The sequence below is a fragment of the Gracilibacillus dipsosauri genome (genome assembly GCF_003176895.1).
GTDB classification, from domain to species: domain Bacteria; phylum Bacillota; class Bacilli; order Bacillales; family Amphibacillaceae; genus Gracilibacillus; species Gracilibacillus dipsosauri.
The window spans coordinates 184,074-206,576 of the sequence record NZ_QGTD01000011.1; the positions used below are offsets into that span (position 1 = coordinate 184,074).

The window sequence follows — 22,503 nt, forward strand, 5'->3', positions numbered from 1 at the left end:
GAACATCACGCTCTATTCATCTAAAACATCGCTTGGTCTTTTTCCTCTTTGTAGGTCGCGAATACTCAAGCCGAAATCCATCTGCAAGTGAGGGTAATCTTTAAAACGAGTAAAATCGCCACCCCAGCTAAACCCTAAATCCTTCGCTATTTCAACTACCTCCATCCAGTCACTCTTTCCATTATTGTTCCCATCATATTCCATGTCCCAGCTTGCTTGATCCGGCTGTGGTAAGAGGGCAAAGTCAATAGCTAACCCATAATTATGGTAAGATTCTCCTCCCTTTGCGTAAGTGACAACACTGCCTTCTGTTGTCCTTCCTTGTTCATAAATTTGGTCTTGGTCTGCAATGGAACGGAAATCATCTGTAATTAAAATCGGTATTCCGATGGATGCTGTCCTTTTTATTAAATCATCCCTTGCTTGCTTGACTAGTGGATGAAGGTCTGTAGGCATAGGTCTGTCTTGATATTTTTGGTATAAATAGTACTGATAGCTTCCAAATAATACTAAAATCAACAATAAAAAAATAAAAATTTTGCGAATTTTCATTATTTTCTCCTTTATGAGACATTTCGTATATCCTAAATATATGATACTATATCTGTATTGAGATTTGATAGAAATAGATTTCTATATATTTTCGAAGATAATGGTTGGGAGGCAAAAGGTATGGGGAAAGATTTACGTATCAAGAGTAAAGTGTTTGATGATTCCAAGCGTGCGCCAAACCGTGCTATGCTTCGTGCGGTAGGTGTAACAGACGAGGACTTTAAAAAACCAATGATCGGGATCGCTAGTACATGGAGTGAGGTTACACCTTGTAATATTCACTTAGATGATCTAGCAATTAGTGCAAAAGAAGGGGCTAAAGCTGCGGGCGGTGTGCCTATGATCTTTAATACGATTACCGTTTCTGATGGTATTTCAATGGGGACGTCTGGCATGCGCTATTCTCTTCCGAGTCGTGATGTCATTGCAGACTCTATCGAAACAGTAGTAGGGGCGGAGAATCTAGATGCATATGTAGCGATTGGAGGCTGTGATAAAAATATTCCTGGATGCTTAATCTCGATTGCTCGTTCCGATGTTCCAGCAGTATTCGTATATGGTGGTACGATTTCACCAGGCTTCCGCAATGGTGAAAAACTGGATATCGTTTCTGTTTTTGAGGGCGTTGGGAAACATAACAATGGGGATATAGATGACGAGGAATTAAGAGGAATTGAATGTGCTGCTTGCCCGGGAGCTGGGTCTTGTGGTGGTATGTATACTGCGAATACAATGGCCACAGCGGTAGAGGCGCTTGGAATGAGCTTACCTGGTAGCTCCTCTAACCCTGCTGAATCCAAATTAAAGGCAGAGGATTGTCGTAAAGCGGGAGAAGCTGCCTACAAACTATTAGAACAAGGCATATATCCAAAAGATATTTTAACGAAAAAAGCCTTCGAAAATGCGATTACTGCTGTAATGGCATTAGGTGGATCAACGAATGCGGTACTCCATTTATTAGCTATTGCGAATGCTGCGCAAGTGGACGTAACAATGGATGACTTTAATCGTATCCAAGAAAAAGTACCTCATTTAGCAGATTTAAAGCCAAGTGGAAAATACGTTATGGAGGATTTACACAATATCGGTGGGGTTCCGGCTGTTATGCGTCTCCTACTAGACAACGGATTTTTACATGGAGATTGTTTAACGGTAACTGGCAAGACGATTGCCGAGAACTATGAAGATGCACCGGTATTATCTGATGACCAAGATATCATCCATCCATTAAGTAATCCATATCGTGAAAATGGACCACTCGTTGTGTTAAAAGGAAACCTCTCACCAAATGGTGCTGTAGCAAAGGTTTCTGGTGTTAAGGTTAAACGTCACACAGGTCCTGCTCGTGTATTTAATACAGAAGAGGAAGCAACAAATGCAGTGATGAACAATGAAATTAAAGAAGGCGATGTTCTAGTAATCTGTTATGTGGGGCCAAAGGGTGGGCCTGGAATGCCTGAGATGCTCTCTATTTCTGCGATTCTAGTAGGAAAAGGCTTAGGGCAAAAGGTTGCTTTACTAACTGATGGTAGATTTTCAGGTGGTACCCATGGACTCGTTGTCGGTCACATTGCACCAGAAGCACAGGTTGGAGGGCCAATTGGCCTATTAGAAGAAGGGGATATGGTAACCATTGACTCTGAATTGAAAGAGATTACTATGGATGTTTCCGATGAAGAATTAGAAAAACGCCGTGCCAATTGGAAAGCTCCAGAACTTTACAAACGCGGAGTACTTGGGAAATATGCTCATAATGTCTCCTGTTCCTCACAAGGTGCTGTCACTGACTTTATTAGAAGAAACGATCAATAAAAACATAAAAAGTGGAGAAGCCAATTTGGTTTCTCCACTTTTTCATTTTAACAGTAGGATAAATAGCTTGGGAATAACCGAATTACTGTACGATAAAGCCAAGATAAAAGTACATATCTTGGCAATAGCACAGGAACCGAAGAAATTAACTATCTGTTTATTCAGAAGATTTTATAATGGAGTGAATCGGGTAATCTTTCGCATCTAAAATCCCATCTTTTCTTAATATCATTTTGGCGAGCTCTCTTCCGATAAAAGGACCAGTAGTTAGACCAGAGGAGCCAAGGCCATTGGCAGCATAAATTCTTTCATAACCAGGGAGCCTGCCGAAGACTGGTAAAAAATCTGGAGCAACGGGTCGAAATCCTACATTTACCTTTACTAAAGCACTGCTTAATAAAGCAGGTGCTACCTCTCTCAGATCCGAAAAGATTTTTTGTAAACCTATTGGCGTCACATGTGTATCCCAACCAACATCATCCTCATGTGTAGTACCTGCTGCAATTTGCCCGTGTTCAAAAGGAACAATGTAGTGTGTTCCTCTTGGCATAATTACTGGCCAATCACCTGTGTCATCCTCCTTCCATTTTAAGGAGACAATTTGGGCTTTTTGTGGTCTGATCAATCCATTTAACCCTAAGGACTCCACAATAGTGGAAAACCAGGACCCATTGGCTAAAACAATTTGATCTGCTTCAATAAGAGTGTCGTTCACTTTGATATTTGCATGGTTGGCTGTTTTCACTAAGCTTGCTTCTCCAGTGATTATTTTTACTCCATGGTTCATGCAAGCTTCTAGTAAGGATTTTCGCAATTTTCCACCGTTTACTCTAGCTGCACCACTAACGTAAATGGATTGATACTTTTCATCAAGTAAAGGAAATCTTTGCTTTGTTTCCGCAACATTTAATCGAGTAACCTCCCCGATTTCAGGAGCATCGACCAGGCGCTGCTGGGTCATCTCATATATTTTTTGTAGTGTTTTCTCTTCCTTACGGATAACAAGAGCTCCCGTCTGTTTATATCCTGTAGTGGAAATACCTTGATTCTTCAGTTCATCGATAAGTGTTGGATAAAAGCTAGCACTGTTTTTGGCAAGCTGATACCATTTTTTATTTCTACGCTGTGAAACCCACGGGCAAATGATTCCTGCTGCAGCAGTAGTTGCCTGCCCAGTATGGTCAGCATCGACAAGGGTTACTTCAACGTTTTCTTTTGCTAGATAATAAGCAACCGATAAACCTACAATTCCTCCACCAATTACTATAACATTAGCCATCTATTCATCACCTTTTTCTGTATGCACCTATCCATAGTTTGCAGTATTTTGTCGAACCAAGCAAGAATTCCATTAATTTCACGCGTAAAATCATAAAGAAAGTATACTATTGGACAAAAACATATGCTATAATGTATCATAACTATTTTTGCTGTTCATTTAATGAAGAAATTGGGGGAAATAAATAAAAATGATGAAAAAAGGGATTTTGTTACTGTTGGTAGCAATGGCTATGAGTGTTCTAGCAGCTTGTGGAACAGAAGGAGAAAGTGATTCGTCAGGAGATGGAGAAACATACACAATCGGTGCAACACAAATTGTAGAACATCCGTCTCTAGATTCAGCATATGAAGGATTTCAAGCAGCAATTGAAGATGCTGGTTTAAACGTAGAATATGATTTCCAAAGTGCTCAGGATGATCAAAATAATGCTATGACCATTGCGAATAACTTTGTGGCAGATGGAGTCGATTTAATCTTTGCTAACTCCACACCAAGTGCACAAAGTGCTCTACAAGCCTCTAATGGTATTCCGGTTCTATTTACATCTGTAACAGACGCGGCAGGAGCAGGGCTAGTTGAGTCAATGGATCAGCCAGGTGAGAATATTACTGGTGTACTTGATCTTCACCCAGAGGCCATTACGAAGACCATTGAATTTATTGATCAAAATTTTAAGGATGCCACTATTGGATTAATTTATGATTCTGGTGAAGCTAATTCTATTGCTCAAATCGAAGCTGTGAAAGAAGCGGTGGAAGGAACTAGCTTGAGCACTGCTGAAGCAACCGTTGGTAACTCTTCAGAGGTACAGCAAGCGGCAACTTCCTTAGTCGGAGAAGCAGACTTATTTTACATTATTACCGATAATACCGTTGTTTCTGCGTTAGAAACGGTTGTTGGAGTAGCAGAAGAACAAGATCTTCCGTTAATCGTAGGAGAGCCAGATTCAGTGAAACGTGGAGGCTTTGCAGCTTACGGTTTTGAATATTACGATATCGGTTATCGTACTGGAGAAATGGCAGTAGAAATTTTAACTGGTGAGAAAACTCCTGCAGATATTCCTGTAGAATATCCACCAGAAATCGATCTATATCTTAATAAAGATGCAGCAGAAGCCCAAGGTATTGAATGGAATAGTGCCTGGGAAAAGGATGCTGAGCTAGTAGAAGTCAACGAAGAATAGAATGAAGAAAAACCTCGACATGAAGTTGGTGTCGAGGTTTTCTCACAAAATGCTTGTTATAGGATAGAGAGGAAGATAGACATGTTTATATCAATTTTTACGGCCTTTGAGTCAGGAGTGATTTATGCACTAATGGCTTTAGGTGTCTATCTTTCGTTTCGTATTTTAGATTTTCCAGATTTAACGGTAGATGGGAGCTTTGTAACAGGTGGAGCAGTTGCGGCTGTGTCGATAGTGAATGGTGTACCACCTGTTTTGGCAACCTTTTATGCTTTAATTGCTGGATTTATTGCAGGGATGATAACTGGAATTTTGAATACGAAAGGGAAGATAAATCCCTTGCTATCTGGGATTTTAATGATGATAGCTTTATATTCGATTAATTTACGGATAATGGGTGGAAAATCAAATGTTGCACTGTTGAATGAGCCCACCTTATTTAAGCAAATCGAAGGATTTTGGGGCACATTAGGTATTGATACGTTGCTAAACGATATGTTAGCTGCACTAAATATAGACCCTTTACCTAGTACTTGGGCTGTTCTAATTATTATGATTATCGTTACATTACTAATCAAGCTTTTAACAGATTACTTCTTGAAGACAGAAGTAGGACTCGCCCTACGTGCAACAGGTGACAATGAGAAAATGATTCGAAGCTTCTCGGCAAATACTGATATTTTAACCATCGTAGGATTAGGTATTTCGAATGGATTAGTAGCATTGTCTGGTGCGTTTATTGCACAATACGGTGGTTTTACCGATGTTGGAATGGGTATCGGTATGATCGTAATTGGATTAGCCTCTGTTATTATTGGTGAAGCACTCTTTGGTACAAAAACCATTGCCAGAACAACATTAGCCGTTGTCTGTGGAGCGATTGTCTACCGGATTGTGCTAACATTAGCGTTAAAGGCGAAGTTTTTGGAAGCTGGAGATACGAAGCTGATTACAGCAATTATTGTTATTGCGGCATTAGTTATGCCAAAAATAATAACAACTCGAAAAGAAGCTGTCCGAAAAAAGAAAAAACGACGGATGCTTGAAAATGGAGAGGAGGGTAAAGGTGCTTAGTTTAAACAACATCTCCATTACGTTTAATGAAGGAACTTTAGATGAGAAAAAGGCATTACAAACTGTGAACCTTCAATTAGAAAAAGGCGATTTTGTTACAGTAATTGGTAGTAATGGTGCTGGAAAGTCAACTTTGATGAATATGATCTCAGGTTCGTTAAAGCCTGATGTCGGATCTGTTAAAATTAATGAGAAAAATGTAACTTTGCTACCAGAGTATAAACGTTCTCGTCTGATTGGACGTGTATTTCAGGATCCTATGGCTGGAACGGCTCCAACGATGACGATCGAAGAGAATCTTGCAATGGCCTATGCTCGGAATAAAAAGCGTACATTGAAGTATGGAGTAAGTAAGAGAAGAAAGTCTCTTTTTAAAGAGCATCTTGCTACTTTGCATTTAGGATTGGAAAATCGTTTGAATGCAAAGGTAGGTTTACTATCAGGTGGGGAACGTCAAGCACTTTCTCTTTTGATGGCGACTTTTACTGAGCCAAATATTTTATTATTAGATGAGCATACAGCAGCACTGGATCCGTCTCGAGCAGATTTAATAACCAAGCTTACAGGAGAAGTAGTCGAACAATTTGGATTAACTACTTTAATGGTCACACATAATATGCAACAGGCATTAGACCTAGGAAATCGACTGATTATGATGGATAAAGGTCAAATTATTCTAGAGGTTTCTGGTGAAGAAAAACAAGCACTTACGATCGAAAAATTATTAGCAGAATTCCAACGGATACGTGGAAAGCAAATGGATAACGATCGAGCGGTGTTAGGTTAATATTAATTTTAGGCAGTTACTTTACAAAAGTAGCTGTCTTTTTAACATGATAAGGAGATTTTAGCAGGGAGTAATGCACGTAGCTGAAATCGAGACGAAATGTAACTCGTTTGTTCCCTTCATAGGATTTCGTTTTTTAATTCATAGGAAATGAAGTATCTAAAACTAAAAAAATAAAGAGCCCGAAAAGGGACATCTTTACGCTAATAGACGTGGTAAACCTTAGCTTAACACGAATAAAAATATTACTTCTCTATAATAAACTTAAGTTCTTTACTTTAAGTAAAAGAAAGCAAGTTTTTGATGATAAGTTAGTTGTTTGCTACTTTATCTAGTAGTACTCTTTCACCAGTCTCATTTGATTGTGCTGCTGCTTGATTAATAAGGGTAAGATGGTAGAAATCTTCTGCTTTCAGACTTGGTTCTGCTGTCTTATTGATGGCATGCACCCATTGCTCCATTGGCATTGGTTCATAAACAGTGTCTGTCACATCCACCCAGTCTGTATCTGTTTTTAAACGAACAGATTGCTCTTCTACCAATAAAGTACCCTCTGTACCATATAATTCTAATTGGAATGGACTTCCACTAGATAAAAAGCTAGTCTCTAGGATACCAATTGCTCCAGATTCATATTCTACTAAGACTACCGAATTGTCATCCACATCGTACTGATCGCTAGTTGATTGTAACATTGCTGATAAAGATCGAGCAGGCCCTGCTAAACGATTAGTTAAGTAGATAGGGTGTGCACCTAAATCAATTAATGCCCCACCTCCGCATTGCACTTTATCAAAGAAATGTGCTGGAAGCCAGCCTGTTGCACTATTTTTTGATGGAACGGCACCATTATGTGCAAAGCGGCAACGAATCGTTGTAAGCTTACCTAAAGTACCATCATCTAACACTTTCTGTGCGCGCAAATAATAATCATCTGTTAATTTCGGTAAAGAAACCATTAACACTACCCCAGCCTCTTCAATTGTCGCAACAATCTCTTGATAATCCGATACCGTAATTGCTAACACTTTTTCTGTAAAAATATGCTTTTTATTTTTCGCTGCTTTCATGATGACATCTTTGTGCATATTAGTTGGTGTATCTACAATTACCCCATCAATATCTGATTGAGATAATAATTCGTCTAAATCTTCATAAAATGGAACATCTAATTCATCTGCCCATTTCTTACCACGTTCAAGGTCTTCATCCCATACGGCACTAATATTTATTCCATCATTTGCTTTTGCTTGTTGTGCATAATCATCAGCATGTACGTGCCATCTACTTAATAATGCTACGTTTAACATGTCTCTCACTCCTTATTCGTATGTATGCGCTTTCCTTGTAGTATATCAAATCCCTATATTTTTGCATAATAATTTAATACAAGTAATATTTAACGGATATCCGATAGAAGTATCTCTTCGATCATTAAGGAATGTAAAAGGACATTGAGTAGATGGAGATGAATTTTGGTATGCTTAAGCCAAAGCCTATGATATAATCAGTCATAAGAATTCTCTACGATACTTCAAATATATCAAAAAACTGAACAGTTTATGCAGAGATCTCGTGAATAACATGAGAGGAAAGGTTTACACTACAAGCAATAATCGATGATAATGTAAGCTACTGGGTTTCTATATGAACAGTATACTCTTAAATGAAGACTGTTCACTAGAATAGTTTGAAATATCTAAAAATTTCAACATAAATAAGAGGCAAATAATTAAATAAGTCTTTTTATAGGTCTTAACATCATATACGGGAGAGTGAGTGGGTTGAAGTATGGTTTCTCTGAACGCGTAAAATTTTTAAAATCATCTGCTGTAAGGGATATATTGAAGGTAATTAATGAAGGCAATATTATTTCATTTGCTGGCGGATTACCAGAGGAAAGTCTTTTTCCTGTAAAGGGAGTAGATGAAGCATTTCATAAAGCAATAACAACCAGTAGTAAGACATTACAATATGGAGAAACAGAAGGTGTACCTGCGTTAAAAAATGCTTTAGCTGAGCAGATGCGAAAAAAAGGTATCGATAGGGATCCGGGAAATATATTGATCACCTCAGGGAGCCAGCAGGCAATCGACTTGTTTTCTAGAGTGATGTTTAATAAAGGGGATATTATTTTAACGGAAAATCCAACTTATCTAGCTGCATTACAGGTTTTTGAGTCATATGAAACAAAGGTTGTAGCAGTAGACTCTGATGAAGAAGGTATGGTCATTTCAGATTTGGAGGATAAAATAACGAAGCTTAAACCGAAATGTATCTATGTTGTTCCAACTTATTCTAATCCCACTGGGAAGGTGTGGTCCTTAGAACGACGAAAAAAATTATTAGCATTAGCAGAAAAATACCATGTGGTTATTTTTGAGGATGATCCCTATGGCGAATTAAAATTTGATACAGATGTGGCACCACCTTCTATTGCCTCCCTTGATCAAAATGAACTGGTTCTATATACAAGTACTTTTTCTAAAACCGTTGTACCTGCTATGAGAATTGGTTGGATTGTTGGTCCACATCAAATTATTCGAATTATGGCGCAAGCCAAACAAGCAACGGATTTACACACAAACTCCATTAGTCAGCATGCATTGGTTCATCTTTTGGAAGATTTTGATTTGGATGCCCATATTCAATTAATCCGAGAGACGTATTATGAACGAATGATTGTGATGAAAGAATTATTGGATTCTGTAAAAATAGAGGGTTTATCGTATATCGAACCAAAGGGCGGGATGTTCTTCTGGGTGACCTTACCAGAATATATAAACACGACTAAGCTTTTAAATGAAGCGGTTAAAGCAGGTGTTGCTTATGTACCAGGAGCACCGTTCTATGTATCTAATCCAGAACAAAACACCATGCGTCTTAACTTTACTAATTCTAAACCAGAACTCATCCAAACAGGGATGGAGAGATTAGTACACATACTTGAATCTACTCAAATGAATGTTTAAAGAAGAACCCAAAGATTTTGGGTTCTTCTTTTTATAGGCCGAAAAGCTTTTTCCACCATGGTTTATTAGCTTTCGTTAATTGTACCGGCTTTGTTTCCTGTAAAAAAATATCCTCTTTATCAATGGCATGGTCGGAAGTGAGAACGAGGCCATAGTCACTGGAAACATTTTTGTTCGAGACAGAGGTATAATGTATTTTTAAAGTTCCAGCTAAGTCACGGTAAGGTTTAAAATAACGAAAGCTCATATTTCCATTCATGAGCATGGTAGCTTTAGGGTAGGTTTTTGCTAGTTGTTGCATTTCTTTTATTCCCTTACCACTGCGCACTTCTGATTTTGTTAAAGCAAGAATAACACGTTCCCTAATTGTACCGAGGAACTTCTTTCTTTCATCTAGTTTAATCGTTTTTGGACCATATACACCTTCTTGAATATAATCCTGAACATCCTTCTTAGGCATCTTTCCACCTCTCATAGATTCATCCTTCTTATAAGGAGATTACTACAATATCTATATGTTCTATATTAGAAAAACTTGCATTCGCTTGTCTTTTAGCGGATACGTTAGCTTTTCTTATACTTTGTACATTTCAAAACCACTACGTCGAGTTTCTCCTTGCTAAGATTTTATATTTTCCTAACGTGTAAAAGTAGTAGAAGATACATTATTTTTAACACTAATTATATAGAAAGAGCAAGAAAAAACTCCTCAAATTTGAGGAGTTTTCGGATAAGAATGTTATATCAACAAAAGAACTGGGGTTGTTCTAGTCAATTATTAATCTTCATCAACTGGATAAACACCATTTTCATCATGAACCTCTTTACCTGATAATGGTGGATTAAATACACAAACCATACGCATATCGGTTTTTGCTCGTAATAGATGTTCATCATGTTGATCAAGTGCATATAGAGTGTCTTTAGTGATTGGCCATACTTTATTATCACTCAATGTGACAACTTCGCCTTCTCCTTCAATACAATATACTGATTCCAAATGGTTTTGGTACCAAATGTGAGTTTCTGTACCTGCTTTAATAATTGTATCATTAACGGAATAGCCCATTCCATCCTTTTTATTGATTAGACGGCGACTTACCCAAGTACCTCCATCTACATCATGTTCTGTACCTAATACATCTGCTAGTTTTACTACTTTCATAAAAAGTATTCCTCCTGTTAAAATTTCTATATATTTAAGGCTTCATCATAAAAGCCTTTTACACATATTTAATTTGCTACTGGATCTTTTACTAATTGTTTAATGCTTTCTTCAATTATAGCTAACCCTTTTTGTAAGTCCTCTGTTGGAATATTTAGAGGTGGGAATAGCTTAAATACTTCATCATTGGGACCAGCCGTCTCCATAATTAAACCTAAATCAAAGCATTTTGCCGTTACTTTTGCAGCAAGGCCTTCCACTTCTGAAGCAATTCCTACCATGAATCCACGACCACGAACTTCTCCTTTGATCTCTGGATATTTTGAAACAATATCCTCAAGGAAGCTATAAATAACCTCGGATTTTTGATGAATTTCTTTTTCAAAGGATTCATCCTTCCAGTAATCAAGAGCAGCTGTAGCTGTTACAAATGCATGATTATTTCCACGGAATGTTCCATTATGCTCACCAGGCTTCCAAATATCAAGCTCAGGCTTGATTAACGTTACGGCGAGTGGAAGTCCATAACCACTTAATGATTTAGATAGACAAACAATGTCTGGCTTAATTCCAGCAGCTTCAAAGCTAAAGAATGTACCAGTTCGTCCAATTCCTGCTTGAACATCATCAATGATTAATAAAATACCCCAGCGACGGCAAAGGTCCTCTAGATTCTTCAACCATTCAAATCGAGCAGCATTAATTCCGCCTTCACCTTGAACGGTTTCTACAATCATAGCAGCTGGAATCGCAACACCACTACCGTTGTCTTCTAAGAATCGCTCTAAATATACTAGGGTATCGTGATCAACATAGTTATCATAGGCCATCGTTACCGTATTTTGAAGTGGAATACCAGCACCTTTACGTTTCATGGAGTTTCCAGTTACGGATAAAGAACCAATTGTCATACCATGGAAACCACCTGTAAAGCTAATAATATCTGTTCTACCAGTTACTTTACGCGCTAGCTTTAATGCACTCTCCACACTGTTTGTCCCCGTTGGACCTGGAAACATGACTTTATAATCTAATTCACGTGGTTTTAAAATAACGTCTTGAAATTTCTCAAGAAACTCTGCTTTTGCATTAGAGGCCATATCCAAGGAATGAGTAATGCCGTCATTCATAATATAATCTACTAGTTGCTTTTTCATGTGATCATCATTATGGCCATAATTTAAAGCTCCGGCACCTGAAAAGAAATCAATAAATTCTTTGCCATCTTCGTCCCACATTAGATGTTTTTTTGCTTTCGTAAAGACTGTTGGAAAGTTGCGTACATAACTACGTACAACAGATTCATGTTCGTTAATAATATTAATATGTTTACTCATTAATCATTTCCTCCTAATTTATAAATAAGAATGATGATTGAAAAAAATCCTACTGAATATCTGAAAATTCAAAATATTCAGATGATTTAATGCTGAATTGGCCCCACGACGAATCTCCATTCTTCCTCATGTTCATCTCCAGGAAAAATATCTTTCGTAAAGAACTCGTCGGAGTGAATTTCAGTATGAAAATCACGTGCTAGCTTTTGAAATAAGGATTGTGATGCACGATTTGTAGGTGTGATGGTTGCTTCCACAAATTGAATGGATTGACATGCTTCGCTTTCTAATAAAAAATGTAACATTTTGGAAGCAATTCCTTTTCCACGCTGATTGGTGTCTACACCTACTTGCCAAATAAAAACGGTATTTTGCTTTTTAGGGGGGATAAATGCGGTTATAAAACCAATTACTTGGTCATTTTGTTTTGCAATAACACAGGTTTCATTAAAGTATTCACTCATCAAAATATACTTGTAAGATGAGTTTGTATCTAGAGTTGATTTGGTTACTAATTCCCACATCGCTGCTCCATCCTTTTTGGTAGGATGTTCTAAAATAATATCAGCAGCATTACTAGTATGATTAACTGTCACAATGAACTCCTTTCTTATTTGGCCAAGTTTCCTTGTTCAAATAGTACATTGTTAATAATAAAGGGAACTGGGCTTTATCGCAAACTGCCTATAAAGTGATTAAACAGTTTTAATCTGCTTGAGTTAGGGTGAGCGCCATTCAATTCGGCGTAGGTTTATAAATCCTTCGATATTGTCACGTATCCTTACAAATGAGCAGAATTTGTTTTTGACACAGTTCTTTTTAGTTATAACCTTTTTATCTAAATACGAAACATAAAATAATGAGAAAATGTTAGCTATAGAAGAATAAGTTTACTACATGAAATGATGTGATCTAATTCATACTATTGAAAGGAGGAATTTTTATGATGACAATTATAGCAGCTTTTATCGTATGGTTTTCGCAAGTCATTGTTCAGAATGAAGTAATCGTGACTTTTGATGGTCAGCAGGTGGCGAGTGCTCAAAAATCTGACTTTACGGTTCCTTTACTGGAAGAACAAATCATTGATACAAGGAATTATACACAATTTATAAAGAGGATTAATGAAAAGATTTATCAGAAGCCTTTGAATGCTACAATTAATGACCAAGGGTCCATTGTACCTGGAAAGGTGGGAATTCAATTACATCAGGAGAAATTTAAAGAACAATTTTATCGCCATTTTTTTGAAAATAGTACTACGCAAATAGAAGCACCAGTCGTAGAGATCCATCCAAAAGTAGACACAGAGCTTTTAGCGAATATAAGAACACATAAAATTGGACAATATGTTACGTATTTTAATCAAAATAAAAAAGCTCGTGCTCACAATATATCTCTTGCTGGAGAAGCAATTAATAACCATGTTGTTTTTCCTGGAGAAACATTTTCTTTCAACGAAGTAGTAGGGAAAAGAACGAAAGAAAAAGGATATCTTCCTGCACCTGAAATTGTGAAAGGTGAGTTAACGGAGGGGATAGGTGGCGGGATTTGTCAAATATCTTCCACTTTATTTAATGCAGTCGACAGGGCAGGAGTAAAAATTTTAGAACGATATTCCCATAGTAAAAGGGTACCCTATGTCCCTCCAGGACGGGATGCAACAGTAAGCTGGTATGGACCTGATTTTACCTTTAAAAATAGTCTGAATCAGCCATTGTTAATTCAATCTAAGACACAAAATGGGCAAGTAATCATTGAAATTTACTCTTCAGATATAGTAGAGAATCGTAATGAATAAAAAGGAGCATTAAATGTCACCATTCAATGCTCTCTTTTTTACGTTATTATTTTTTTAAATGTGCTGGAACTTCTACATTTAATTTTGCTGCGATTCTTTCTGCTAGCTCTGGATCTACTTTATAGAAGTTTTCCAATTGACGTTCAATAATACCTTCGCGTGTTACTCCACTCATGTGATCAGCAAAGTTTTGAACTAAATGTTCGCGTTCTTCATCATTCATTACATCACGGAATAATGCACGTGGTTGAGAATAGTGGTCATCACTATCGTAAGCGACACTATCAGCAAAACCACTTACTTCAAATGGAGTAATATTATTTTCCGGTGTTTCTTTTGGTGTTTCGCTAAAGCTATTAGGCTCATAGTTTGGCGCACTACCACCATTGCCATCAAAACGCATCTGTCCATCACGTTGGTAATTGTTTACCGCAGATTTAGCTCGATTGATCGGTAATGCTTCATGATTTGCTCCAATACGATAACGATGAGCATCAGAATATGCAAATAAACGACCTTGAAGCATTTTATCTGGAGATGCTTCAATGCCAGGTACAAAATGTCCAGGTGAGAAAGCAGCTTGTTCTACTTCTGCAAAGTAGTTTTCAGGGTTTCTGTCTAACACCATGCGTCCTACCTCAATTAATGGATAATCAGCATGTGGCCATACCTTTGTCACATCAAAAGGATCATATCGATAGGTTTTAGCATCTTCAATTGGCATAATTTGTACTTTTAATGTCCAAGAAGGGTAATCCCCTTTGGCAATAGCATTAAATAGATCTGCTGTATGATAGTCAGGGTTTTCTCCAGCGAGTTGGTCGGCAACTTTTGGATCTAGTCCTTTAACACCTTGATCGGAGATAAAGTGATATTTTACCCAAACAGCTTCTCCGTCTTTATTTACCCACTTAAATGTATGGCTTCCATATCCGTTCATATGACGAAGAGTTGCTGGAATACCACGGTCAGAGTGTAAATACGTAATTTGGTGTAGAGATTCTGGAGATAATGACCAGAAATCCCATACTGCGTTCGGATCCTTTAGGTTTGTTTGTGGATTACGTTTTTGCGTATGAATGAAATCTGGGAATTTTATTGCATCACGAATAAAGAAGATGGGCGTATTGTTTCCAACTAAATCGTAATTTCCTTCTTCTGTATAGAATTTCACAGCAAAACCACGAGGGTCACGAACTGTATCTGCTGAACCTAATTCCCCAGCAACAGTGGAGAAACGAATAAACATAGGTGTCTTTTTGCCAACTTCTGATAAGAAATCAGCTTTTGTATATTTTGATACATCATTTGTCACTTCAAAGTAGCCGTGTGCACCTGCACCTTTGGCGTGCACGACACGTTCAGGTACTCTTTCGCGGTTGAAATGTGCAAGTTTTTCGAGTAAATGTACATCTTGGATTAAAGTAGGACCTCTATGTCCCGCTGTAATTGAATTTTGATTGTCGCCAACAGGAGCTCCTGAGGCTGTCGTTAAGTATTTTTTATCTTCACTCATTAAAAAGCACCTCTCCTTTATAAATAATTCATCTTTTATTATAATACAAGTTTTATAAAAATCAATATTTATTTAAAATAATTTTAATTAAAAAAGTAAAAAAAAAGAGAGGCACCTATGTAAAAATAGTTGCGCTCCATGGATTGGGAAACATCCTTAGTAAAAAAACAAAGGCTTCTACCCTAAGGGAGCGGGAAAGAAGCGTTTGTTTCTCTTTTGTTGATTGGGGGTAACAAAAGATATGTGTAAAGGGAATGTTTCGGGCACATGTGAGTGTGCTACGATTTCATTATATCGATAATGAGAATCATTTTCAATAGTTTTGGTGAAAAAATACAAAAAATTTGTGAAATGGACAATTTAAGTTTATAAAAGAAGGATAGAGCTATTTAGGTGAGGTGAAGGAAATGATACTAGACTTAGAGAAAGTCGGATTAAAGAAAAGTGGAAAATGGATTCTTCATGATATTGATTGGACCATTAATCAGGGAGAGCACTGGGTAATACTCGGATTAAATGGTGCGGGAAAAACAGCGCTCTTACATATGCTTTGTGCTTATTATTTTCCGACAATCGGAAAAGTACAAGTAATTGGGAAACAATTTGGACAAGATATATTAGGAGAACAATTACGTCAGCAAATTGGCATTGTTTCATCCAAAATAAAGGATCGGATGTATGGATCAGATAGTGCTTATCAGGTTGTGCTCAGTGGTGGTTTTGCATCGATCGGTCTTTATGAAGAGCCTACGGATGAAATGAGAGCAAAAGCTCAGCAATTATTGAAAGATTTGAAATGTTTTCACTATGCTAATCAAACATTTCAGACCTTATCACAAGGGGAACAACAGCGGGTATTAATTGCTCGAGCACTCATGGGCGATCCGAAGCTCTTAATTCTCGATGAACCAACAAATGGATTAGATTTTATTGCAAGAGAAGCATTGTTAGAATCCATTGAGAATATTGCAGCAAAACATTCTCCTACCATTATATATGTTACCCATCATGTAGAGGAGATTTTACCAGAATTCAATAAAACTCTTCTATTGAAAGAGGGTACTGTCTTTGGGAAAGGAGATAGTCGTGACATGATTACTTCGACAAGGTTATCAGAGTTTTTTGGTATATCTGTGGAAGTTAGCTGGAACGGCCAACGTCCATCCATCCAAAAAAAATAGGAGCCATTCTTTATGTTAAGACAGCTTAATCAACTATTACAACGAATTATGCCTTTCATAGCACCTTCAAGTGTTGTGTTAGGTGTTAGCTTTTCTAGCTTTTTTAGCCATTTTGACGCAATGGTTATTTATATTTTTGCCTTTATGACCTTTGCTGGAAGTTTAAGCTTAAACTTTATTACACTACATCGAGTCTTATCTCATCCACTTTCGATCATTATTGCTCTTATTTTGTTGCATTTTATTATGCCACTATGGGCATGGCTAGTTGGATGGATAGTATTTACAGAGGATGTATTAACGATTACGGGTTTTGTTATTGCGATGATTATTCCAACAGGTATCACTAGTTTTATATGGGTATCCATGAATAAAGGAAATGTTGCTTTAACTTTATCGATTATATTGATCGACACGATTTTATCCCCTTTTATTGTTCCATTGAGTTTATCCTTTGTGGTTGGTCAATCCGTGGAGCTTGAGGTTTGGTCGATGATGAAAGGACTCTTAATTATGATTGTCATTCCATCTATTTTAGCGATGATTTTACATGAATGGACAAAGGGAAAGATTCATGAGGTGTGGAGTCCAAGACTTGCTCCATTCTCCAAATTGGCATTAGCGATCGTTATTATGATTAACAGTGCGGAGGTAGCTCCTTATTTACAAGCAATAGACTGGAAGCTTTTGAAGATTGCACTATGTATGTTTTTCATTGCAGCAACAGGCTATTTACTTGCATGGCTTGTAGCTAAATGGCTAAAGCGGTCAGGTAAGGATGTGATCTCGTTAACATTTAGTGGTGGAATGAGAAATATAAGTGCAGGTGCTGTTATCGCAGTACAATACTTCCCTGGTCCAGTAGCGGTACCAGTAGTTGTTGGTATGTTATTTCAGCAGGTGCTTGCCTCCATTTACAGCAAGCTACTCATACGAAAGTAACATTCGAATTAGTCATCTTTTGGGCAAATCAAAAATAAGATAGTAAAAAAAGGAAAGTAGGTGCCCAATTGATCACTTGGCTCTCTTTTGTATTATTATCACTAGCTTCTTTTAGACTTACACATCTTATTGTCTATGATAAAATCACTGGTTTTATCCGAGCACCATTTTTTGAAAGGGAGGAAAGGCCTTTATCAGATGGTACGGTGGAAGAGATTATCTCTTATAAGGGGACGGGTTTAAGACGATGGATAGGAGAACTATTAAGCTGCCATTGGTGTACAGGGATATGGGTAGCTTGCCTTTTATTTATCGGCTTTCACTTTTTTACTTCATTGTTCATGCCGATTCTAATCATTTTGGCTGTTGCAGCAGTGGCAGCAATCATTGAGGTCATTATTTCCTATTTTATTTAAACACTATTTTCTTTCACCTCTTAAGGAACTCAAGCAACCACATGACTTTCTTCTTCTGGATTTTTTATTCGTATTGACCTTTTTCGTAGACTTTTCATATCCCATAAATCTCTCTCCTTTATGTTTGATTAAAAGGTATACCATGCTTTAAGATATGTAAGTCGCTAATATTAAGTTCGGGAAAGTAGAAAAAATGTGTTCCTGCTGGATTGGGAGATTCTTAGCTCTAGAAGGTATGTTATAATGATGGAAAATGACGAATGATGGGGGATTTACTGTCATGTGGATAATATTAATCATTTGTATCGTAATTGTGATCGGAGTATTGTTCCTATCTGTTGCGACATTAAGTAAAGGTTACGCCTACAAGCATACTATTGATCCGTTACCAGAGGAGCAAAAGAAAGAAAGTCAATCCGTACAGGAATAACCGAGGATGTTTTGTCGTGTTAATCAGAGCAATGGAAAGAACTATTTTCAAGATAGAGGAATATATCCTGGTAAAGAGAGAAACATGAGAGCGTTTCGCCAAGATAAAAAAATATCTCTTGGTAATCTAAGCAATTCAATGTACTGTTACCAAGATGAAAATTCTGGCTTTTACCATTATATAGAAAGCATCCATGTATACATTCCTCAAAAATTCACGGCACATTGTAGGATAACTTGATCCATACAATGTGCCGCATTTGTATTTATAGTGATGCTTTATAAATGGCTATTGCATCAGCTCTGTTTAATTTTTTGAAATTGCCAAATTCACTTTTTGCGATGACTGTTTTGTCTGCCATTACGTCGATGGAATCGTCTGTTATACCATAATCTCCAAGTGTGGAAGGGGCATCAATGCTGTTCCAAAAGTCTCGAAGCTTGTCGATTCCCTCTAGTCCAATTTCTTTATCAGATTTTCCTTCTGGATCCACGTCAAATACTCTTATCGCTAATTGCTTGAACCGTCCTACATTCTCGTCAATAGCATATTTCATCCAATTAGGGAAAAGAATCGCTAAACCTCCGCCGTGCGGAATATCATGGACGGCAGAAACGGCATGTTCTAGATTATGGGTTGCCCAGTCGCCGTGATATCCCATATTTACCATTCCATTAAGAGCCATTGTTCCATTATAAAGAATGGTTTCTCTATGATCTGTATTTTTAAGATCCTCTAGTAATTTAGGGGCTGTCTCGATCACCGTTTTTAAAATGCCTTCTACCATTCGATCCTGTAGAAGAGTATTTTCTTCATGATGAAAATAATGCTCTAATGCATGGGACATAATGTCTACCATTCCATATATGGTTTGGTCCTTAGGTACAGTTTTTGTGAAATCTGGATCTAAAATAGAAAAAGTAGGGAATGAATAGGGGCTACCCCAACCATGCTTTTCATTCGTTTCCCAATTCGTAATAACAGACCCTGAATTCATTTCAGATCCTGTTGCTGCAAGGGTGAGTACTGTTCCGAAATCTAGTGCTCCATTTGCAGTTTCTTTCTTCGTTACAATATCCCAAATATCTGTTTCAGATTTAGCTCCTACCGCGATGGCTTTCGTACAATCAATTGTACTGCCTCCACCAACAGCGAGAATGAAATCTATCTGTTCTTTTTTACAAATTTCAATACCTTTCCTTGCTGTTGTCACTCGTGGATTCGGTTCAACACCACTAAGTTCGAAAATTTTCTTACCTGCTTTATGTAATATCTGGGTAACCTGATCATATAAGCCATTACGCTTAATGCTTCCTCCACCATATACAAGTAAAATATTTTCTCCATACTTCGTTATTTCATCAGATAGATTAGTGAGCTGCCCTTTACCGAAATAGAGCTTTGTTGGATTGTAAAATGTGAATTTTTGCATGATTTTTCCTCCTATTCACCATAATAGAAACCACATCTTTAAATATCGCAATAATCTTAATTTATGTAAAGAATTTTGTTTTATCCTTAGCCACGAGCTAGTAATGTTTAATATTTGGAGAAAAAGGAATAGTATTGGTAGAATATAAATGTAAGCCATTAATGGTTTTATATACTATCATAAAATTGGTTGATAGTATAAGTAAAACTTAGGCTTTCGTCATTACTTGCACCCAAAGGGCACAAGTCATTCTTTAGCAAGTAAAATACTCTTGCTAAGTAATGCTACGACGATAAGCCAAGTTTTCTAATTAAAAAAAGGAGTGGATAAGTATGAGTAATGTATTATTTACATCAAAAGCAACTGCTAAAGGTGGCCGCGATGGTCATGTAAAGTCAGATGATGGGTTAATTGATTTAAATCTAGTGAATCCAGCAGGTGATAGTAGTGGTACAGGCTCCAATCCTGAACAATTATTTGCTGCAGGATATTCAGCCTGCTATGATGGTGCATTAAACCTAATGGCTTCTAAACAAAAAAAGGACATTGATTCCTCTATTACTGCAGAAGTAAGTCTCCTTAAAGACACTGATGATGGTGGATTTAAAATTGGTGTTGTTTTGAATGTAGAGATTAAAGGTGTATCTCAAGAAGAAGCAGAAGAGCTTGCAAAAGCTGCACATGATTTCTGCCCATATTCCAAAGCAACTAGAGGAAACATTGACGTGGAGTTAAAAACAAAAGCAGTTTAAAAAACATAATAAGAGGCCCTCACCACATTAGGTGAAGGGCCTTTTTAGTTATTGTTTATTTTGAAAAAGATCCTGAAATGCATGGAAAACCTCTATCCCTTGATATACAAATAGGGAAATAGCTGTTATAGAAAACATTCCGATCATAATAAAACGCGCCCAAAGCATGAAACCTCCTCCTCTCCTTCTTAAACTTATCCTTTAAGAGAGAGGTGGGTGATCAAATAATTTGATTGACACATTTTTGGAATGAGTTTTCTTTCTCTTATCTCTGTACTCGCAGTTCCGTTTGAAGTTAATACAATCGAAATCAGAATCGAACTCCAAATAAATGCTGATAGAATGAATAGTGAATTATCTGGTTGAAAATCAGTCTTCGAAACCGAATGATCTGCGACATCCATACTATGCTCCATCACGAGCACAGGGTGCATCGCTCCTGTTGAAATCGGGAGCATGCCATGAATAAGAATAGTGAACAAGAAGATGAGGGCAACATATTTTTTCAATTCTAATCCCTCCATTTTTAAACCATTCTCATTATATGTTCATTATACGCTTCAGATGACAATTCGTAAAGCAAGTGAAAGATCGGAGTCTAATCAATTAGATAAGCTTCACCTTATAAAACATATTTGTTGCGACTAGCACCAATACCAAAGCCAATCATTACGATCGTTACAAGGATAATGGCCATAAGAGAATTATCCCAGCTTCCAGTAAGATCAAATAATAATCCAACGATAATTGGTCCTACAGAAGCTAAAAGGTATCCAAATGACTGGGCCATCCCTGATAACTCTGCAGCTTGTCTGGCATTTTTTGTCCGTAGACCTAGAAGTGCTAATGCTAAGCTAATACTAGAGCCTAACGTAAAACCGATAAGCGTAATCGAAATTGTTGTTAGGATAATGGATGAGTGAAATAGTAACCCAATATAGCCGATAACTCCTGCACTACCGAAACCAAGAACGAGACTTCTTTGATTCTTTAATTTACCAGCAATAATAGGGGTAAGAAAGGTTGCTGGAAGACTTATAAATTGCATATAGGCGACAAACCAACCGGCAGTTGATGGTAAAAATCCATCTGCGATCAGAATCTCAGAAAGCCATGAAATCGTCACATAAAATAAGAAGGATTGAAGCCCCATAAATATGGTAACCTGCCAAGCAATACCAGATTTGAGCATCTTTCTAGCACTAGGCTCATATAGTTTTAAATCCTTTTCAGCTGGGGTGTTCTTCATCACAAATAGCCAAATAGCTATTCCAATTATTGTTATAACACTCCAGCTTGCCAGGGACAACTTCCAGCCGAGATCTATACCAGATGTTAGTGGGACACTGAGACCAGATCCAGCTGCTGCAAATGTAGACATACAGGTTGTATATAATCCTGTCATGATACCAATTTTACTAGGAAAGCTCCCTTTTATGAGACTCGGAAGAATAACGTTAATGATCGCAATACCAACGCCAACCAACGTGGTTCCGAGATAGAGAAGAGCGATTGTTGCAATGGATCGGATCCAAATTCCACTCATTAAAATAATTAATCCAATCAGTAATGCACGCATATTTCCAATTCGATTTGCTAACCTTGGTGCAATTGGAGACATGAAGGCAAATGCCAGTAGTGGTAGACTAGTAATGAACCCTACGCTCCAGTTACTAAGGGATAAATCATCACGAATCATACCTATTATAGGTCCAACCGATGTAATGGCAGGACGTAAATTGAAGGAAAGTATAATAATTCCAATGATTAAAAGCACTGTCTTTTTTTTAGTTAACTGCATTGATTTTCACCTGTTTCATAAGTTTTAATATCTATTCACATACAAATTATGTTAATATAATAGAAGAA

The 22,503-nt window shown here is 37.3% G+C and carries 22 protein-coding genes; 11 read left to right on the top strand and 11 right to left on the bottom strand.

Going from position 1 to position 22,503, the window contains the following annotated elements:
- Positions 1 to 12 precede the first annotated feature (12 nt).
- A complete protein-coding gene (locus tag DLJ74_RS12905; protein ID WP_109984784.1) occupies positions 13 to 552 on the bottom strand; it encodes a M15 family metallopeptidase in 540 nt (179 codons plus the stop codon).
- 120 nt (positions 553 to 672) lie between these two features.
- Between DLJ74_RS12905 and ilvD the strand changes: the two genes are divergently transcribed.
- Positions 673 to 2,364, top strand: a complete 1,692-nt coding sequence (ilvD, locus tag DLJ74_RS12910) for a dihydroxy-acid dehydratase (protein WP_109984785.1) — start codon at positions 673 to 675, stop codon at positions 2,362 to 2,364.
- Positions 2,365 to 2,521: 157 nt separating this feature from the next.
- Here the strand turns inward: ilvD and DLJ74_RS12915 are convergent, their stop codons facing one another.
- A complete protein-coding gene (locus DLJ74_RS12915) occupies positions 2,522 to 3,643 on the bottom strand; it encodes an NAD(P)/FAD-dependent oxidoreductase (protein WP_109984786.1) in 1,122 nt (373 codons plus the stop codon).
- Positions 3,644 to 3,836: 193 nt separating this feature from the next.
- Here DLJ74_RS12915 and DLJ74_RS12920 point away from each other — a divergent pair, with 193 nt between their 5' ends.
- The 3 genes from DLJ74_RS12920 to DLJ74_RS12930 all read left to right on the top strand — a co-directional run bounded on the left by DLJ74_RS12920 (position 3,837) and on the right by DLJ74_RS12930 (position 6,690).
- Entirely contained in the window at positions 3,837 to 4,829 is a 993-nt protein-coding gene (locus DLJ74_RS12920) for an ABC transporter substrate-binding protein (RefSeq protein WP_054860749.1), read from the top strand.
- Positions 4,830 to 4,910: 81 nt separating this feature from the next.
- Positions 4,911 to 5,903, top strand: a complete 993-nt coding sequence (locus DLJ74_RS12925; protein WP_109984787.1) for an ABC transporter permease — start codon at positions 4,911 to 4,913, stop codon at positions 5,901 to 5,903.
- Positions 5,896 to 6,690, top strand: coding sequence for an ABC transporter ATP-binding protein (locus tag DLJ74_RS12930; protein ID WP_054788236.1), 795 nt, complete (start codon positions 5,896 to 5,898; stop codon positions 6,688 to 6,690). The genes DLJ74_RS12925 and DLJ74_RS12930 overlap by 8 nt, the downstream gene beginning before the upstream one ends.
- A gap of 311 nt (positions 6,691 to 7,001) precedes the next feature.
- On the opposite strand, the gene DLJ74_RS12935 is transcribed toward DLJ74_RS12930, so the two are convergent.
- Complete coding sequence (locus DLJ74_RS12935; protein WP_109984788.1) at positions 7,002 to 8,000, bottom strand: Gfo/Idh/MocA family protein; 999 nt, start codon at positions 7,998 to 8,000, stop codon at positions 7,002 to 7,004.
- A 474-nt stretch (positions 8,001 to 8,474) separates the two neighbouring features.
- Between DLJ74_RS12935 and DLJ74_RS12940 the strand changes: the two genes are divergently transcribed.
- Positions 8,475 to 9,662, top strand: coding sequence for an aminotransferase-like domain-containing protein (locus DLJ74_RS12940; RefSeq protein ID WP_109984789.1), 1,188 nt, complete (start codon positions 8,475 to 8,477; stop codon positions 9,660 to 9,662).
- Between the two features lie 31 nt (positions 9,663 to 9,693).
- Here DLJ74_RS12940 and DLJ74_RS12945 read toward each other — a convergent pair whose 3' ends face one another.
- From DLJ74_RS12945 to ectA, 4 genes are all read right to left on the bottom strand, one after another.
- Positions 9,694 to 10,122, bottom strand: a complete 429-nt coding sequence (locus tag DLJ74_RS12945) for a YueI family protein (protein ID WP_054788235.1) — start codon at positions 10,120 to 10,122, stop codon at positions 9,694 to 9,696.
- A gap of 318 nt (positions 10,123 to 10,440) precedes the next feature.
- Positions 10,441 to 10,827 (bottom strand): ectoine synthase, encoded by a 387-nt coding sequence (locus DLJ74_RS12950; protein ID WP_054788215.1) that lies wholly within the window; start codon positions 10,825 to 10,827, stop codon positions 10,441 to 10,443.
- A gap of 68 nt (positions 10,828 to 10,895) precedes the next feature.
- Positions 10,896 to 12,164 carry a diaminobutyrate--2-oxoglutarate transaminase gene (ectB, locus tag DLJ74_RS12955; RefSeq protein ID WP_054860669.1) on the bottom strand — a complete coding sequence of 423 codons (1,269 nt, stop codon included), beginning with the start codon at positions 12,162 to 12,164 and terminating at the stop codon, positions 10,896 to 10,898.
- An 86-nt stretch (positions 12,165 to 12,250) separates the two neighbouring features.
- Positions 12,251 to 12,760: a diaminobutyrate acetyltransferase gene (ectA, locus tag DLJ74_RS12960; protein WP_277678205.1), complete on the bottom strand. Its 510-nt coding sequence runs from the start codon at positions 12,758 to 12,760 to the stop codon at positions 12,251 to 12,253.
- Between the two features lie 347 nt (positions 12,761 to 13,107).
- Here ectA and DLJ74_RS12965 point away from each other — a divergent pair, with 347 nt between their 5' ends.
- Positions 13,108 to 13,965 carry a VanW family protein gene (locus DLJ74_RS12965; RefSeq protein ID WP_109984790.1) on the top strand — a complete coding sequence of 286 codons (858 nt, stop codon included), beginning with the start codon at positions 13,108 to 13,110 and terminating at the stop codon, positions 13,963 to 13,965.
- A 46-nt stretch (positions 13,966 to 14,011) separates the two neighbouring features.
- On the opposite strand, the gene DLJ74_RS12970 is transcribed toward DLJ74_RS12965, so the two are convergent.
- Complete coding sequence (locus DLJ74_RS12970; RefSeq protein WP_054860668.1) at positions 14,012 to 15,481, bottom strand: catalase; 1,470 nt, start codon at positions 15,479 to 15,481, stop codon at positions 14,012 to 14,014.
- Between the two features lie 407 nt (positions 15,482 to 15,888).
- Here DLJ74_RS12970 and DLJ74_RS12975 point away from each other — a divergent pair, with 407 nt between their 5' ends.
- The 4 genes from DLJ74_RS12975 to ytzI all read left to right on the top strand — a co-directional run bounded on the left by DLJ74_RS12975 (position 15,889) and on the right by ytzI (position 18,450).
- Positions 15,889 to 16,662, top strand: coding sequence for an ABC transporter ATP-binding protein (locus DLJ74_RS12975; protein ID WP_109984791.1), 774 nt, complete (start codon positions 15,889 to 15,891; stop codon positions 16,660 to 16,662).
- 12 nt (positions 16,663 to 16,674) lie between these two features.
- The gene (locus tag DLJ74_RS12980) at positions 16,675 to 17,604 is read left to right on the top strand and encodes a bile acid:sodium symporter family protein (protein ID WP_109984792.1); all 930 of its coding nucleotides are present in this window, start codon (positions 16,675 to 16,677) and stop codon (positions 17,602 to 17,604) included.
- A 68-nt stretch (positions 17,605 to 17,672) separates the two neighbouring features.
- Positions 17,673 to 18,020, top strand: coding sequence for a DUF1360 domain-containing protein (locus tag DLJ74_RS12985; RefSeq protein ID WP_054860665.1), 348 nt, complete (start codon positions 17,673 to 17,675; stop codon positions 18,018 to 18,020).
- A 280-nt stretch (positions 18,021 to 18,300) separates the two neighbouring features.
- Positions 18,301 to 18,450, top strand: a complete 150-nt coding sequence (ytzI, locus tag DLJ74_RS12990) for a YtzI protein (protein WP_109984793.1) — start codon at positions 18,301 to 18,303, stop codon at positions 18,448 to 18,450.
- 265 nt (positions 18,451 to 18,715) lie between these two features.
- Here the strand turns inward: ytzI and DLJ74_RS13000 are convergent, their stop codons facing one another.
- On the bottom strand, positions 18,716 to 19,882 hold the full coding sequence (locus tag DLJ74_RS13000; RefSeq protein WP_109984795.1) for an iron-containing alcohol dehydrogenase: 1,167 nt from the start codon (positions 19,880 to 19,882) through the stop codon (positions 18,716 to 18,718).
- A 332-nt stretch (positions 19,883 to 20,214) separates the two neighbouring features.
- Here DLJ74_RS13000 and DLJ74_RS13005 point away from each other — a divergent pair, with 332 nt between their 5' ends.
- A complete protein-coding gene (locus tag DLJ74_RS13005; protein ID WP_109984796.1) occupies positions 20,215 to 20,634 on the top strand; it encodes an organic hydroperoxide resistance protein in 420 nt (139 codons plus the stop codon).
- A 194-nt stretch (positions 20,635 to 20,828) separates the two neighbouring features.
- Here the strand turns inward: DLJ74_RS13005 and DLJ74_RS13010 are convergent, their stop codons facing one another.
- Positions 20,829 to 21,143: a hypothetical protein gene (locus tag DLJ74_RS13010; protein ID WP_054861623.1), complete on the bottom strand. Its 315-nt coding sequence runs from the start codon at positions 21,141 to 21,143 to the stop codon at positions 20,829 to 20,831.
- A 113-nt stretch (positions 21,144 to 21,256) separates the two neighbouring features.
- Complete coding sequence (locus tag DLJ74_RS13015) at positions 21,257 to 22,435, bottom strand: CynX/NimT family MFS transporter (RefSeq protein ID WP_109984797.1); 1,179 nt, start codon at positions 22,433 to 22,435, stop codon at positions 21,257 to 21,259.
- Positions 22,436 to 22,503: the final 68 nt, after the last annotated feature.

What these genes read in the sequence shown, in the direction of transcription:
- DLJ74_RS12905 (WP_109984784.1), bottom strand. Translation starts at nt 552, where the DNA reads ATGAAAATTCGCAAAATTTTTATTTTTTTATTGTTGATTTTAGTATTA.
- ilvD (WP_109984785.1), top strand. Translation starts at nt 673, where the DNA reads ATGGGGAAAGATTTACGTATCAAGAGTAAAGTGTTTGATGATTCCAAG.
- DLJ74_RS12915 (WP_109984786.1), bottom strand. Translation starts at nt 3,643, where the DNA reads ATGGCTAATGTTATAGTAATTGGTGGAGGAATTGTAGGTTTATCGGTT.
- DLJ74_RS12920 (WP_054860749.1), top strand. Translation starts at nt 3,837, where the DNA reads ATGAAAAAAGGGATTTTGTTACTGTTGGTAGCAATGGCTATGAGTGTT.
- DLJ74_RS12925 (WP_109984787.1), top strand. Translation starts at nt 4,911, where the DNA reads ATGTTTATATCAATTTTTACGGCCTTTGAGTCAGGAGTGATTTATGCA.
- DLJ74_RS12935 (WP_109984788.1), bottom strand. Translation starts at nt 8,000, where the DNA reads ATGTTAAACGTAGCATTATTAAGTAGATGGCACGTACATGCTGATGAT.
- DLJ74_RS12945 (WP_054788235.1), bottom strand. Translation starts at nt 10,122, where the DNA reads ATGCCTAAGAAGGATGTTCAGGATTATATTCAAGAAGGTGTATATGGT.
- DLJ74_RS12950 (WP_054788215.1), bottom strand. Translation starts at nt 10,827, where the DNA reads ATGAAAGTAGTAAAACTAGCAGATGTATTAGGTACAGAACATGATGTA.
- ectB (WP_054860669.1), bottom strand. Translation starts at nt 12,164, where the DNA reads ATGAGTAAACATATTAATATTATTAACGAACATGAATCTGTTGTACGT.
- DLJ74_RS12965 (WP_109984790.1), top strand. Translation starts at nt 13,108, where the DNA reads ATGATGACAATTATAGCAGCTTTTATCGTATGGTTTTCGCAAGTCATT.
- DLJ74_RS12970 (WP_054860668.1), bottom strand. Translation starts at nt 15,481, where the DNA reads ATGAGTGAAGATAAAAAATACTTAACGACAGCCTCAGGAGCTCCTGTT.
- DLJ74_RS12975 (WP_109984791.1), top strand. Translation starts at nt 15,889, where the DNA reads ATGATACTAGACTTAGAGAAAGTCGGATTAAAGAAAAGTGGAAAATGG.
- DLJ74_RS12980 (WP_109984792.1), top strand. Translation starts at nt 16,675, where the DNA reads ATGTTAAGACAGCTTAATCAACTATTACAACGAATTATGCCTTTCATA.
- ytzI (WP_109984793.1), top strand. Translation starts at nt 18,301, where the DNA reads ATGTGGATAATATTAATCATTTGTATCGTAATTGTGATCGGAGTATTG.
- DLJ74_RS13000 (WP_109984795.1), bottom strand. Translation starts at nt 19,882, where the DNA reads ATGCAAAAATTCACATTTTACAATCCAACAAAGCTCTATTTCGGTAAA.
- DLJ74_RS13005 (WP_109984796.1), top strand. Translation starts at nt 20,215, where the DNA reads ATGAGTAATGTATTATTTACATCAAAAGCAACTGCTAAAGGTGGCCGC.
- DLJ74_RS13015 (WP_109984797.1), bottom strand. Translation starts at nt 22,435, where the DNA reads ATGCAGTTAACTAAAAAAAAGACAGTGCTTTTAATCATTGGAATTATT.